This window comes from Peribacillus phoenicis, assembly GCF_047238085.1.
Classification (GTDB): domain Bacteria; phylum Bacillota; class Bacilli; order Bacillales; family DSM-1321; genus Peribacillus.
In genome coordinates this window covers 2,758,113-2,771,901 of the sequence record NZ_JBDFMF010000001.1, presented here as the reverse complement: position 1 = coordinate 2,771,901, position 13,789 = coordinate 2,758,113, and the positions used below count along the sequence as shown (strand labels likewise).

General features: G+C 37.6%; 11 protein-coding genes. 8 read left to right on the top strand and 3 right to left on the bottom strand.

Annotation, left to right across the window (positions count from 1 at the left end; all coding sequences use genetic code 11):
- Positions 1-14: 14 nt before the first annotated feature.
- Positions 15-1,151: a zinc-dependent alcohol dehydrogenase gene (locus tag ABC374_RS13515; RefSeq protein WP_063575945.1), complete on the top strand. Its 1,137-nt coding sequence runs from the start codon at positions 15-17 to the stop codon at positions 1,149-1,151.
- 450 nt (positions 1,152-1,601) lie between these two features.
- On the top strand, positions 1,602-4,733 hold the full coding sequence (locus ABC374_RS13510) for an EAL domain-containing protein (protein ID WP_413018314.1): 3,132 nt from the start codon (positions 1,602-1,604) through the stop codon (positions 4,731-4,733).
- 286 nt (positions 4,734-5,019) lie between these two features.
- Here the strand turns inward: ABC374_RS13510 and moaA are convergent, their stop codons facing one another.
- Positions 5,020-6,033, bottom strand: a complete 1,014-nt coding sequence (moaA, locus tag ABC374_RS13505) for a GTP 3',8-cyclase MoaA (RefSeq protein WP_101225164.1) — start codon at positions 6,031-6,033, stop codon at positions 5,020-5,022.
- Between the two features lie 420 nt (positions 6,034-6,453).
- Positions 6,454-6,672, bottom strand: a complete 219-nt coding sequence (locus ABC374_RS13500; RefSeq protein ID WP_048683094.1) for a hypothetical protein — start codon at positions 6,670-6,672, stop codon at positions 6,454-6,456.
- Positions 6,673-6,935: 263 nt separating this feature from the next.
- Here ABC374_RS13500 and fdhF point away from each other — a divergent pair, with 263 nt between their 5' ends.
- From fdhF to ABC374_RS13465, 6 genes are all read left to right on the top strand, one after another.
- Positions 6,936-9,917: a formate dehydrogenase subunit alpha gene (gene fdhF, locus ABC374_RS13495; RefSeq protein WP_402937433.1), complete on the top strand. Its 2,982-nt coding sequence runs from the start codon at positions 6,936-6,938 to the stop codon at positions 9,915-9,917.
- On the top strand, positions 9,892-10,410 hold the full coding sequence (locus tag ABC374_RS13490; RefSeq protein ID WP_063575957.1) for a helical membrane plugin domain-containing protein: 519 nt from the start codon (positions 9,892-9,894) through the stop codon (positions 10,408-10,410). Before fdhF ends, ABC374_RS13490 begins: the two co-directional genes overlap by 26 nt.
- Positions 10,410-10,670, top strand: coding sequence for a heavy-metal-associated domain-containing protein (locus ABC374_RS13485; protein WP_063575958.1), 261 nt, complete (start codon positions 10,410-10,412; stop codon positions 10,668-10,670). Before ABC374_RS13490 ends, ABC374_RS13485 begins: the two co-directional genes overlap by 1 nt.
- A 617-nt stretch (positions 10,671-11,287) precedes the next feature.
- The gene (locus tag ABC374_RS13480; protein ID WP_413018310.1) at positions 11,288-11,533 is read left to right on the top strand and encodes a hypothetical protein; all 246 of its coding nucleotides are present in this window, start codon (positions 11,288-11,290) and stop codon (positions 11,531-11,533) included.
- Positions 11,534-12,153: 620 nt separating this feature from the next.
- A complete protein-coding gene (locus ABC374_RS13470) occupies positions 12,154-12,576 on the top strand; it encodes a DDE-type integrase/transposase/recombinase (protein WP_459564380.1) in 423 nt (140 codons plus the stop codon).
- Entirely contained in the window at positions 12,494-12,829 is a 336-nt protein-coding gene (locus ABC374_RS13465; protein ID WP_413018308.1) for an IS3 family transposase, read from the top strand. Before ABC374_RS13470 ends, ABC374_RS13465 begins: the two co-directional genes overlap by 83 nt.
- Positions 12,830-12,970: 141 nt before the next feature.
- On the opposite strand, the gene ABC374_RS13460 is transcribed toward ABC374_RS13465, so the two are convergent.
- Entirely contained in the window at positions 12,971-13,687 is a 717-nt protein-coding gene (locus ABC374_RS13460) for a 3-ketoacyl-ACP reductase (protein WP_413018306.1), read from the bottom strand.
- Positions 13,688-13,789: the final 102 nt, after the last annotated feature.

Sequence of the window (13,789 nt, the reverse complement as noted above, 5' to 3'; positions counted from 1 at the left end):
AGGAGGAAAAGCATATGAAAGCCGTAACTTACCAGGGCAATAAAAATGTACAGGTTAAAGAAGTTAAAGACCCTAACATCAAAAATTCGGATGATATTATTGTAAAAGTCACTACTTCAGCGATTTGCGGCTCCGATTTGCACTTAATTCATCAATTAATTCCCAATATGCCTACAGATTATGTCATTGGTCATGAGCCGATGGGGGTTGTTGAGGAAGTTGGACCAGGGGTAACTAAGGTAAAGAAGGGAGACCGGGTCATTATCCCCTTTAACGTTAGCTGCGGGAGCTGCTGGTATTGCGACCACGACCTTACAAGTCAGTGCGATAATTCAAATCCTCATGGGGAAATGGGTGGTTTTTTTGGATACTCAGAAACAACTGGTGGGTATGCGGGCGGGCAAGCTGAATATATGCGTGTTCCTTATGGAAACTTTACCCCTTTCAAAATCCCAGAAGACTGCGAGGTAGAAGATGAAAAATTGGTGTTGCTCGCTGATGCAGCATCCACAGCATTCTGGAGTGTAGATCACGCAGGTGTCAAATCAGGCGATACGGTTATCGTTTTAGGCTGTGGTCCTGTAGGTCTACTCACTCAAAAATTCGCTTGGTTTAAAGGGGCGAAAAGAGTGATTGCAGTCGACCATCTAGATTATCGTTTAGAGCATGCAAAAAGGACGAATAAAGTCGAAACCGTAAATTTTGCACAATATGAAAACACTGGTGAATACCTTAAAGAAATCACTAAAGGTGGTGCAGATATCGTTATTGACTGTTCCGGGATGAGTGGCAAAATGACTCCGATGGAATATCTTGCATCGGGTCTTAAATTACATGGGGGAGCCATGGGAGGGATTGTAATTGCGTCCCAAGCAGTGCGTAAGGCGGGAACCATACAGATAACAGGCGTTTATGGCGGCCGTTATAATGGATTCCCCCTAGGAGATATTTTCCAAAGAAACGTGGATATTAAAACCGGACAGGCTCCTGTTATTCCCTATATGCCCTACCTTTATAAACTAATATCAGAAGGAAAAGTAGATCCTGGCGATGTTGTAACCCATGTACTTCCAATTGACCAAGCAAAGCATGGGTATGAAGTATTTGATACAAGGACAGATGGATGTATTAAAGTGGTCCTTAAGCCATAAAGATGGTTGTTTTTGTTTTCATTTGGAAAAATAGATTTTACAACTTCAATGAGTATTGAAATTTTGGAAAACTTATCTAATTATTAAGCAATAAATAGAAATAGGATTTCACTAATTTTTCAATGTTTTTGGGTTGATAAAAGAAGCAGATTGTGAAGGTTTGTACTTAAATTAACGAGTGCTTTACTTCAATAAGGAAGGTTGCTGAGGCAGCCTTTTTCTTATGCACTAACGGGGCAGGTTTAGCAGTTGAAAGAGAAAAATGCCATGATGCTAGGTACTCTGGTCAAAAAGGGATTAATAAAGGATGAAGGCTCAATGGTTTTTTAAGAATATCAACGGGGTAAATTAAGTATGTCCTTTCAATGGAAAATAACTATATAATATATTAGGGAATATTTTAATATTTAATTCAATTCCTTTTTTTGTCCAAATGAAAGGAGATCACTATTGAGTGCTATAAACAATACTAAGGATATTTTGGAGCGAGTATCCGATGCATTTTATTCGTTAAATAATGAATTAAAATTTGAATATATAAATAATGTTACAGAAAAACTTCTACAAATTAAACGAGAAAATGTGATTGGCCAATATATTTATGATGTATTACCACACAGTGACTTGCGTAAATTTGTATCACGATATAAAAGGGCATTGTCGGAACAAGTACCTGCAGAATTTGAAGAGTTTTTTAATAATAGATGGTATGAAATAAGGGCATTTCCTTCTGAGGAAGGCTTGTCTGTATTTTTTAGAGATATTACAGAACAAAAGAAAGAGTATCAACAAATTAATTTTCTAGCTAATTACGATGTATTAACAGAAATACCGAACCGTTTTTACTTTAATAAATACTTAAAACGCAAGTTACAATTACAATCTATTGGTGTTTCATTTGCTGTTTTATTTATAGATATTAATAATTTTAAAAATGTTAATGATACATATGGTCATGAAGTAGGTGATTTGGTATTAAAACAAATTTCAAGACAAATTGAGAAAAAAATAATTCAATTTGGTTTCATAGCTCGATACTCTGGAGATGAATTTCTTCTAACGCTGGAAAACCTTGATGATAATGAAATTTCATCTGTAATTGAACGGATAATTGAATCATTTTCAAGTCCATTTTGTATAAATGGATTTGACATAAAAATTTCAATTTGTGTTGGAGTTAGCCAGTTTCCTAAGGATGGACAAAGTGAAGAGTTATTAATAAAACATTCGGAAAATGCAATGTATCAGGCAAAAAAAGAGGGTAGAAATAAATATAAGTTCTACGCCTTTGATGAAAATGAAGAAAGAGTGGATGCTTTAAAATTAGAGATGGAGCTCCATAAGGCGGTAGAAAATAATCAGTTATTACTTCACTATCAACCTAAAATCAATTTAAATACGGGGAAAATTGAGGGTGTTGAAGCATTACTTCGTTGGGACCATCCAGAATGGGGAATGGTATCACCAGGAACATTTATACCTATTGCTGAAGAGACAGGATTAATTTTACCTATTGGAGAATGGGCTTTGAAAGCTGCCTGTAAACAAAATAAAACTTGGCATCAACAAGGTTTTTCAACAGTTGTTTCCGTCAATTTATCAGCTATTCAATTTAATCAGACTAATATAATTGATACCATTGAATCCATTCTTCAAAAAACAGGATTAGAACCCCACTTTTTAGAAATTGAGATCACTGAAACTATGACAGCCGATATTGACCGTACAATTTTAATGTTACAACAGCTTAAAAAGATTGGTGTCCGTGTAAGTATTGATGATTTTGGTACAGGTTTCAGTTCATTAAGTTATTTGAAAAACTTCCCAGTTGATACCCTGAAGATTGACCAGAGTTTTGTGAGAGAACTTCATAACAACCCAAATGATGAAACCATGATTAAAACCATTGTCTCAATGGCACATAATTTGAATTTGATTGTAGTGGCAGAAGGAATAGAAACAAAGGAACAACTGGTTTTTCTACAACAACATTTATGTGATGAAGGGCAAGGGTATTTTTTAAGTAAGCCATTAACAGCATCTCAATTACAAGAAAAACGGTTTGAAATCGAAAAAATAGTTGAAGAACATGGAATCTCTAAAGATGAAAATCACCAATTATTTTTGAAAGAATTTTTGGAATCAGCCCAAAGAGAGTTACAAGATACGATTCGTTTGCAGCAAGGGATGATATTTAAGTATAAAAAAATTAATGAACGATTTATTCATACACAATGTGATGGGGAATTATTATACCGTTTTGGAATAATTCCTTCTCAAGTGATAGGAAAAGAATTAGATGATTTTCTACCATATAAAAATGCCATTGATAAAACTGCCTACTATAAGATGGCTTGGGAAGGAGAAGAATTTGTTACTTATGAGGACGAGCTAAATGGAATTAATTATCTTGCAACTTTACGTCCTATAAAAAAAGCGGGTGAAGTAGTACAAGTAATAGGTTCATGTATAGATATTACGAAACGCAAAAGAGCGGAGAAAGCTTTACAAGAAAGCGAAGCTAAATATCGATTGATTGCTGAAAACATGACGGACATAATAATGTTATTGGATACTAATGGAACGATACGGTATGCATCACCTTCCCTTGGAAAATTAATGGGTGCCCCATTAAATTCATATGAAGGTAAAGAGTCGTTCGATTTAATACATCCTGATGACAAACAAAGCGTAATGATAGGATTTGGACAAGTACTAAATACTATGAATCCGTTAAAAATGGAAGCTCGGTTTTTGAAAGTTGATGGGAAATCGGTATTATTTGAAGGACTGGGTACCCCAGTACTTGGAGAAAATGGGGAGCCAGAACATTTTATATTACTAGGGAGAGACATTACAGAAAAAAGGGAAATGGAACAACAGCTGTCAAAATCAGAGAAATTATCAGTTGTGGGTCAACTTGCTGCAGGTGTTGCACATGAAATTAGAAACCCTCTTACTTCAATAAAAGGATTCATTCAACTTTTAGAAGAAGGAATTATTAAGAAAGAATATTTCGAAATAATTTGCAGAGAATTTAAGTGTATTGAGGAGATTCTGGAAGAGTTTATTAATCTTGCAAAACCAAAAGAAATTCAATTAAAAAAAATTAATATTGACAATATACTTATTGAAGTTGAGACGTTATTAAAATCTAAGACAAATTTGAAAAACGTACAAATTCTCCATGAGTATAAACAAAATCTTCCTCAGATTATGTGTGATACAAACCAAATAAAGCAGGTTTTCATTAATATAATTAAGAACAGCATTGAAGCAATTCCTAATAGTGGATTTGTGAAAATCCAAGGAAATATAGAAGGGAAAAATGTTCTTATAAAAATAATCGATAATGGAATTGGGTTAAGTGAGGATCGAATTCATCGATTAGGTGAGCCCTTCTATAGTAATAAAGAAAAAGGAACTGGTTTAGGTTTAATGTTTTGTTTTAGAATTATTCGAGAACATAATGGAAAAATAACAGTGAAAAGTAAAAAAAATCATGGTACTACGGTTGAAGTTAGGTTACCTATAAATACTGTCCATAGAAAGAATTCTAATAGATTAAACCAATGTAATTAGTTTGGCAAGGGGTATTCTGGAAGATGACGAATGCCATCAAACGCAACAGATAAACCCACAATGGTTTATCCGATTGTTATGAAAATGAATAAAGTTTGATTGTGAAGGATTATACTTAAACTAACGGGTGCATTATCTAAGATCGGAGCTGTCTATAAGGCAGCTTTTTTGTATGAAAACACAAAAGTAAAAAATCCATGCTAAAATAAGCCCTCTATATTCTAATTTTTGAATTAGGGATGGAAACGTTGCCATCCCTTTATGATTGAGGAGAACTTGCTGTTTGTCACCCGCCTATGAATGACATTTCGATTTTATCCTGTTTTTTCACTGTTCCCGCTGACCGCTCATCCGAATAGCGGTCGTCCCTCTGGTTCCAAAGTGAAATGATGAAGCAAGTCAATTCTTCATCTGACATCTTGGAACGGAGCAATGACTTTAAGTCATGCCCCTTTCCATTAAACAGGCATGTATATAAACTTCCGTTAGCAGAAAGACGAGCACGAGTGCAACTGGAACAAAAAGACTCAGACATGGATGTTATAAACCCCAATTCGGTTGTAGTTCCCTTATACCGGAAGCGTTTTGCCACTTCTCCAAAATAATCTTCTTCAACTGGTTCAAGATCGAATTTTGCTTGGAGAATCTCGAGTAACTCTTTTTTTGTAAGTACATTCTTCATCTGCCAGCCATTTGTATGTCCGACGTCCATGAATTCTATATAGCGTAATTGAATACCTTCTTCTTTACAAAAATGTGCCATTGGAAGTATTTGGGATTGATTAATTTCTTTTTTCACTACCATATTCACTTTAACTCCAAGGCCTGCTTCTTTGGCAGCAGCTATACCTTCTATGACAGGCTTTATCCCGATACCCCTGCCGTTCATTTGCTTAAAAAGTTCATCATCCAGGCTATCTAAACTGATATTCACCCTCTTTAATCCCGCTGATTTCAAATTCCCGGCTTGTTTTTTCAGAAAAACACCATTTGTAGTCAAACCGATATCTTCTATACCTTCAATTTTGACGAGCTTTGAAATAAGAGTTGTAAGGTCTTTCCGCAGTAAAGGTTCCCCGCCTGTCAATCTTAGTTTTATAACTCCCAAGCTTGCAAATATTTTAGAAAGCCTTACGATTTCCTTAAATGACAAGAGCTCACTTTTAGGCAAAAATTGGAAATTATCATGAAAAATTTCAGCAGGCATACAATACTGGCAGCGAAAGTTACACCGATCAATGACGGAAATCCTTAAATCCCTTAGTGGTCTGTCCAATGAATCTTTTATATGCCGGTTCACTTAACCACTCCCATCCCCAAGTATTTGAAAAAACAGATCATAAAAAGTGGCGCCACGGTCTAAAGCTTTTTGGCGTTCACTTTCAGTTAAAGAGCTGATGAATAGTTTTCTACTTCCCAAAAGGTTATTAATGTATATGCATCTAACATCAAATAATTAAGAGTATCAGTAAAACTTCTTACAAACTCCTCAAACTCTTTGCTTATTCTTAACCCTTTCAAAATCCTGATTACCTTCAATTTGTAGATTGGTTTAGGTTTTCTGAAAGACGACTTGAAAGTTAACCGGACTACCTTAAGGTAATCCGGTTATTGTTAAAGATACAAGAAGGACCCCATCAAGATGGGGCCATTTTAATGTAAAAGGGCGAAAAAAAACTTTACTATGGGAAATAATTCGGGAAGTGGGGACGGTCCCTTATTATGGCAGCATGTAAATGGTGTTGTGCGGTGGCTGTTCCAGTTTTGATTGTCGGAGGCGTCCTTCTTGTACAAGTTCCTGCAATCCCTTTTCGATATGGGAGATGGAGGTTTCTAGGAGGTCTGCAACTTTCACCGTAGAGATGCTCATGTATTTTGGTTTCTTTGATGAGGACATGATCATTGATTGAACTAGCTGTAAAAGAATTTCTTTTTCCATAGCTTCGGTTAGCCTGCCTTCAGTTAAATTTCTTTATATATGTAGACTCGATTCGCTATCAACAAATCATCTCCTATAAACTTGCCAAAAAAGAAAGGATTAATACACAGAGGCTTTAGAATAATTTTTAAGGGATGTAAAAATATATTTTATTTTATTCATATCCTTTTTGGGAATACTAGGATAAATCAACAGCATTTGCTGGTGTATGGCTTAATTTATAAAATAATTCAGCTTAACGGCAGCAAGATAGGAGGAATCACATGTCTGACCATTCTTTTTCCATCCGAATCAACGAAAAGGAATTAACAGCACAGCCAGGTCAAACGATATTGCAAGTCGCCCAAAGTCATGAATTGTACATTCCAAGCATTTGTTATCATCCCGATCTGGGGACAATCCAAACCTGTGATACATGTTTTGTGCAGGTGGGTGGGGAATTAGTCCGTGCTTGCTCGACAAAGGCTGTTCCAGGTTTGACGGTTGATACAATGTCAAAGTCTGTTAAGGATGCCCAGTATGAAGCGATGTCACGGATCCTAGAAAATCATGAACTGTATTGTACTGTTTGTGATAATAATAACGGCAATTGTACCGTCCATAATACTGCTGAATACCTAGAGATTGAGCATCAGAAATATGAATTTAGAGAAAAACCCTACCCTCCGGATAATTCCCATCCATTCTATAGGTATGAACCGGATCAATGTATTTTGTGCGGCCGGTGTGTTGAAGCCTGTCAGGATTTACAGGTCAATGAAACCTTGGCGATTGATTGGGGAAGAGAAAGACCAAGGGTTATCTGGGATAATGATGTTCCAATCGATGAGTCTTCTTGTGTATCCTGTGGACACTGTGTGAACGTGTGTCCTTGTAACGCTTTAATGGAGAAATCCATGCTCGGTGAAGCAGGCTTCTTAACAAAGCTGCCGGCTCCAATTTTAGAGCCTATGGTTGATTTAATTAAAGAAGTGGAGCCTGGATATAAAGAAATTTTTGCGATATCAGAAGTGGAAGCCGCCATGAGGAAAGCACGGATTAAGAGGACTAAGACGGTTTGTACATATTGCGGTGTTGGCTGCAGTTTTGAAGTATGGACAAAGGACAGGCAGATTTTAAAAATCGAGCCTACCCATGAAGCTCCCGTTAACGGCATTTCAACCTGTGTTAAAGGAAAATGGGGCTGGGATTTTGTTAACAGTGACCAGCGCTTAACCAAGCCTTTAATTCGTAAAAACGGAGAGTTTGAAGAAGCAACCTGGGATGAAGCGTTAAATCTGATTTCAAGTAAGCTTACGGAAATAAAGGAAGAGCATGGCTCGGAGTCCATTGGAGTGATCGCTTCTTCCAAGTGCTCCAATGAAGAAAACTTCTTGGCGCAAAAATTTGCACGTGCGGTTATCGGAACAAACAATATCGACAACTGCTCTAGATACTGCCAATCTCCGGCTACTGCAGGGCTCTTAAGGACAGTAGGGTTGGGAGGCGATTCTGGAACTATCCAGGATATTGAAACTACAGACTTGGTTATTGTAATTGGAGCAAATCCAGCAGAATCACATCCAGTCCTCGCTACACGTGTAAAACGGGCTCATAAGCTATTTGGACAAAAATTAATAGTAGCTGATATAAGAGAGCATGAGCTAGCACAGCGTGCGGATTTCCTCATGCATCCTAAGCCTAGTTCTGATTTAATCTGGATTTCTGCCGTAACGAAATACATCATCGATCAAGGTTGGCATGATAAAGAGTTCCTGGCAAATCGTGTATCAGGCGTAGAAGGGTATATTAAAACACTGGATAAATTCACCTTAAGCTACGCAGAAGAGATGACAGGACTTTCGCAGGAGGAATTAATCAAGGCAGCTACAATGATTCATGAAGCTAATTCAGCCTGTATCCTCTGGGCTATGGGAATTACCCAGCATTCCGGAGCTACAGACGCAAGCACAGCCATTTCGAATTTATTGTTGATTACGGGAAATTATGGCCGTCCAGGTACAGGTGCCTATCCGTTAAGAGGCCATAATAACGTACAGGGAGCCTGTGATTTCGGTACAATGCCATCATGGTTTCCAGGTTATGAGCCAGTCGGAAATGCCGAGGTTAGAGAAAAGTATGAAAAAGCATGGGGTGTTGAAATTCCAAAAGATCCTGGAATGGACAACCACCACATGGTAGAGGCCATCCACAAAGGAAAATTAAAATCCCTGTATCTATTTGGAGAAGAAATGGGGCTTGTGGATGCAAACTCGAACCATGTTCAGAGTGCATTTGAAAAATTAGATTTCTTTGTCGTACAGGACATTTTCTTCTCGAAAACGGCTCAATTTGCCGATGTTGTATTACCGGCATCGCCTTCACTAGAAAAAGATGGGACATTTGTAAATACGGAACGTCGCATTCAAAGGTTCTATAAAGTGTTTGATCCTCTGGGCGAATCGAAACCGGACTGGCAGATTTTCCAGGAAGTGGCCAACCGGATGGGTGCCAATTGGAATTATTCGCATCCCAGTGAAATTATGGATGAAGCAGCTAGTCTTGCTGTCCTATTTGCCGGTGTGAGCTATGACCGTCTTGAAGGCTTTAACAGCCAGGTTTGGCCGGTTCATAAAGATGGAACGGACACACCTCTATTATATGAAGACAAATTTGCCTTTGCGGATGGAAAGGCAAGGCTGTTCGCTGTTGACTGGACTCCTCCATATATGGCAGGAGAAGAATATGATCTCCATTTAAACAATGGGCGTTTGCTTGAGCACTTCCATGAAGGAAATATGACGTACCGGACAGAAGGACTTATCCATAAGGTACCTGGCACATGGCTCGAAGTATCGCACGAATTGGCGGAGGAACGCAATCTCAGTGACGGTACATTAGTTAGATTAAGTTCACCATATGGACAGGTTAAAGTAAGGACGCTTGTTACGGACCGGGTGAAAGGCAAGGAAATTTACCTCACGATGAACAGCTTTGAGGACGATGAAGCAGTCAATTACCTGACAAGCAGCTATCATGATCTAGTTACACATACTCCTGCATATAAGGAAATTGGTGTTAAAATGGAGATTTTAGAAGCAACGGGTGAACCGCCATTGCCTAAGCATAACCACCGATTCGGTAACAGGAATCCGCAGATCAGCGTTCGGGTAGAGGAAAAATGGCAGCGTGACGATTTTCAAGCGATAGAAGAGTTATTTGGAAATGGGGGGGAAGCAAATGGCGAAAGCAATCAGGCAAATTAATAAACATGTGCCAAATACGATGGAAGAACAAGCTCAGTCAATCGGGGAAATATTAAAAGCCCTTGCTGATAACAAAGAAGGGATTCTTTCCGCACTCGCTATTTTAAAGAATCTGCAGGAAATCGGGATTCTCGATGCGCTTCATGCCATTTTGGAAAATCGTACAGACGTCGGGGTTATTGCCATGCAGCAAGTTAACCAGCCTGGTATGCATAACACGATCAAAAATGCCATTTACCTTTTCAATTTCATGGGCACCTTAAAACCGGACCAGCTGCAATCTATGCTGGGCGGTGTTACAAAAGGCCTTGACCATATGGGCGAAAGCATCAAAAACCATGAAAAACACAGCTTATGGAAATTAGGTAAAAGCTTGAGAGATCCAGAAATCAAAGCGGCGATGACAACCATGGTTGAATTCCTTCATGGCATGGGTGAATCATTTACACAGCATCCTTCACAGGAACTTCATCCAGAAGGAGGACAAGGGTAATGGAAGAACAAGGTGTTATCAAGATTCATGGACCGCTATCGGAAAAAGATTCCGACGAAATCATTCGGTCATTAAACGATGTATGGGGCATTCTCCGGGCGGATGTAAATAAAGAAAGCGGAGAAGCAAGAATTGGCTATGATAAAAATGCCGCTTCATTCCAGGATTTTCAACAGGCCATCAGAGACTCAGGCTACGATATAAAAACGGAAAACCAAAATTCACCTCATCAAGAGGAGGAAGATTATGCAGATTTGTGAATTATGCGGCAGTGAGCAGAAAATGGAAACAGAAGAAACAGAATCAGAAAGAACCAGAATTCTTTATGTCTGTGAAAACTGTCAGAACGACCGAGCGTTCAACTATTTTGACAATTAAAAAAAGACGTGAGAAAAGGGAATCCGATTATGGAATTCCCTTTTTTTATAGCTTGCAAGGCGGAGCCAGCAATTAGAAACACAACGATTTACGACTTTCTTTTACTTTCTGATAAGCACTTACAGCGCTCCAATTTTTTCTCGCAGTACAAAAGAAGGTGTCTTTCAGCTATGGATTCCGTTGGGTTTTATATTAGGTTTCTTTTACTTGTTTCGCAGTAAAAGACATCCATCTAAAATGAAAGCGTGTATTTTAGGACCTTGCATAGCCTTATATCAGTTAATTCTTCAATATGTTAGGTAGTTTTGGTATTCCACTAACGGGTGCTTTTGCTGAAGATCTGAGCTGTCTTTAAGGAAGCTAGTAGAATGAAAAAATAATTCCCCAAATACACCGAGTGGTGCAAACCGTTGATACGTCAATGTTTATAGAGGGAGGTTAGTTTAACTAGGAAACAGTTCATTTAAAGTTATAATCATAAAAAATTAGGGGGGGTAGGTTGGATTGTCTTCCAAAGAAAAGCGAAGTATTACTTGATGAAGAAATTGAAAAGCAGGAATTTGTTAAAATAATAAATTCAATTTACAAACAGGAATGTTATATCTATGCCGTTATTCCTGAATGGGAAGAAGAACTATTTAACGACGAACTTTCAAATGATTTTATTATAATTAATAAAATCCGGTTCACTCTAACACGCATTTTTCCAAGAACAATAGGGTTTTTAGGGTATATAAAAGGATAGAAAAAAAACAATATATATACGAATTTTACTTACGGTCTACAACAATGAATTTTTTAGTGTTTTCAGAGACGGATGTATCTCAACATTTAAATATATTAAATGGAGAAGAACTTAGATATTTACAACATATTTGAATCAAATAATATCCCTCACATAACAATTGGTCCTAATGGTCAATGGCTAAATATAGTTGAATATTGAATCATTTCTTAATGAACTACCATGAAAATAGATTTCTGGAATTTAGGGGAAAAGGCAATACTTAAGAAGACGCGAAGGGGCTTGGTAAGGGCAGACCAAGAACAGCTCCGAAGGATCCAGAAGAAAAAATCAGACGTTTAGAGGCGGAGAACGAAATGCTAAAAAAGCTCTTAAAGATGTAAAAGGGGGAATGAAGGCAGTAACGACAAGGAAAAAGTATGAGTTAATTAGGGAAATGTCCTAGGAACGCTATCCTATTCAGTGAAATTGCACATGTATCAAGAAGCGAATACTACAAATGGTTAAAACGTAAAATATCCCCTTCTGAAAAGCAACTGGATGATGAAGAGATTAAGAAAAAAATTATAGGATGCTACAATAAACTCAAAGGAATCTATGGGTATCGAAGAGGAAAATGTATGGCTGGATTAAACCTACGGTTTAAACCTGAACCACAAGCGTGTCCAGCGTCTTATGCGGGAGCTAGGGTTAAAGTCTCTTTTCGGAAAAGGAAACCTTATTACGGGAAGAAAGAAGCATATGTCATTTCTAAAAACCTTCTTAATTGGGATTTTCATGCATCCAGATCTAATGATAAATGGGTAACTGACATTACATATTTGATTTTTAATAGACAGAGACTTTTCCTATCCGCCATAAAAGACCTCTATAACAATGAAATCATTTCTTATCAAGTCAGCCGGAGAAACGACTTAAAACTTGTAATAGTAACAATAAAAAAAGCAAAGAAAAAACGGAATGTTAAAGGAATTCTTCTGCATTGCGACCAGGGGTACCAATACACTTCCCACCAATACAATAACCTATTTGAAAAAATATAAAATGCAATCCAGTATGTCAAGAAAGGGATACTGCTGGGATAACGCTTGTATGGAGAATTTCTTCAGCCACTTTAAATCGGAGTGTTTCCATATGAACTCCTTCGGTACCTCTGAAGAGGTTCGAGGTGCTGTAAGTATGTATATTCGATTCTATAACCATCATCGCTTCCAGAAAAAATTAAACAACCTGAGTCCATATCAATATATAGAACTCAGGTTGCTTAATTGGTCTTTTTTATTTCTGTCTATTTAACTGGGGTCACTCCACAATACAGAGCTCATCTTCTTTAGGCTGCCTAATCCCTTTTTTAAAAATGTCCTTTACAAAGGGTACACTTTACAACTAGCCTACTTCTTAACCAATATAGACAAGAAGAGACGATCGCTTCTCAAATTAAGGATTAGTTGACCATAATCCTGAAGTCTTTACTACGACTCTTGGATGAAGCTTTAACCCTGCTACAAGCAGTTCTGCTAAATCCTCTGATTGCATAACATTTTCAGGATTTCCACTAATAAGATTGGTTTCAATGGCCAAATCAGTTGCAACTGTACTTGGTGTTAAAGCCGTTACACGGATATTATGCTTTCTTACCTCTAGCATGAGTGATTCCGTTAGTCCTAAAACAGCAAATTTAGAAGCGCTATAAGCACTTGTAACAGGTGCTCCTTTTTGGCCCGCAGTTGAGGAGATATTCACAATATCTCCTGATTTTCTTTCAATCATATCAGGTAAAACGGCTCTTGTTACATTATATACACCCATCAAGTTTACACGGATGATCTTTTCCCATTCTTCAGGAGTTAAATCAAGAAAACCGCCAAATTTAGCTATACCTGCATTGTTGATTAAAATATCAATAGAACCTAGGTCTGATTTGATGTGTTCAACAGCATGATGAACTGCTTCAAGATCGGCTACATCTGCTGTTGCTGCTGAAACGTTCACATCATATTGCTCTAGTTCCGCGGTTACCTTTTCAAGATTTGACATCGTTAATCCAATCAATCCTATATGAACTCCTTCTTTTGCTAAAGCAATCGCAGTAGCACGCCCGATTCCTCTGCCTGCCCCAGTAATTAAAGCAGTTTTTCCTTTTAATGAAATCATGCTATCATTCCTTTTTAAAAAATTTTAGAATAATTGTTAATAATAACAAAATAATGTTTTAAAGACTAACCAAAAGACCGCAAAGTTTCTTTAGTATGTCTG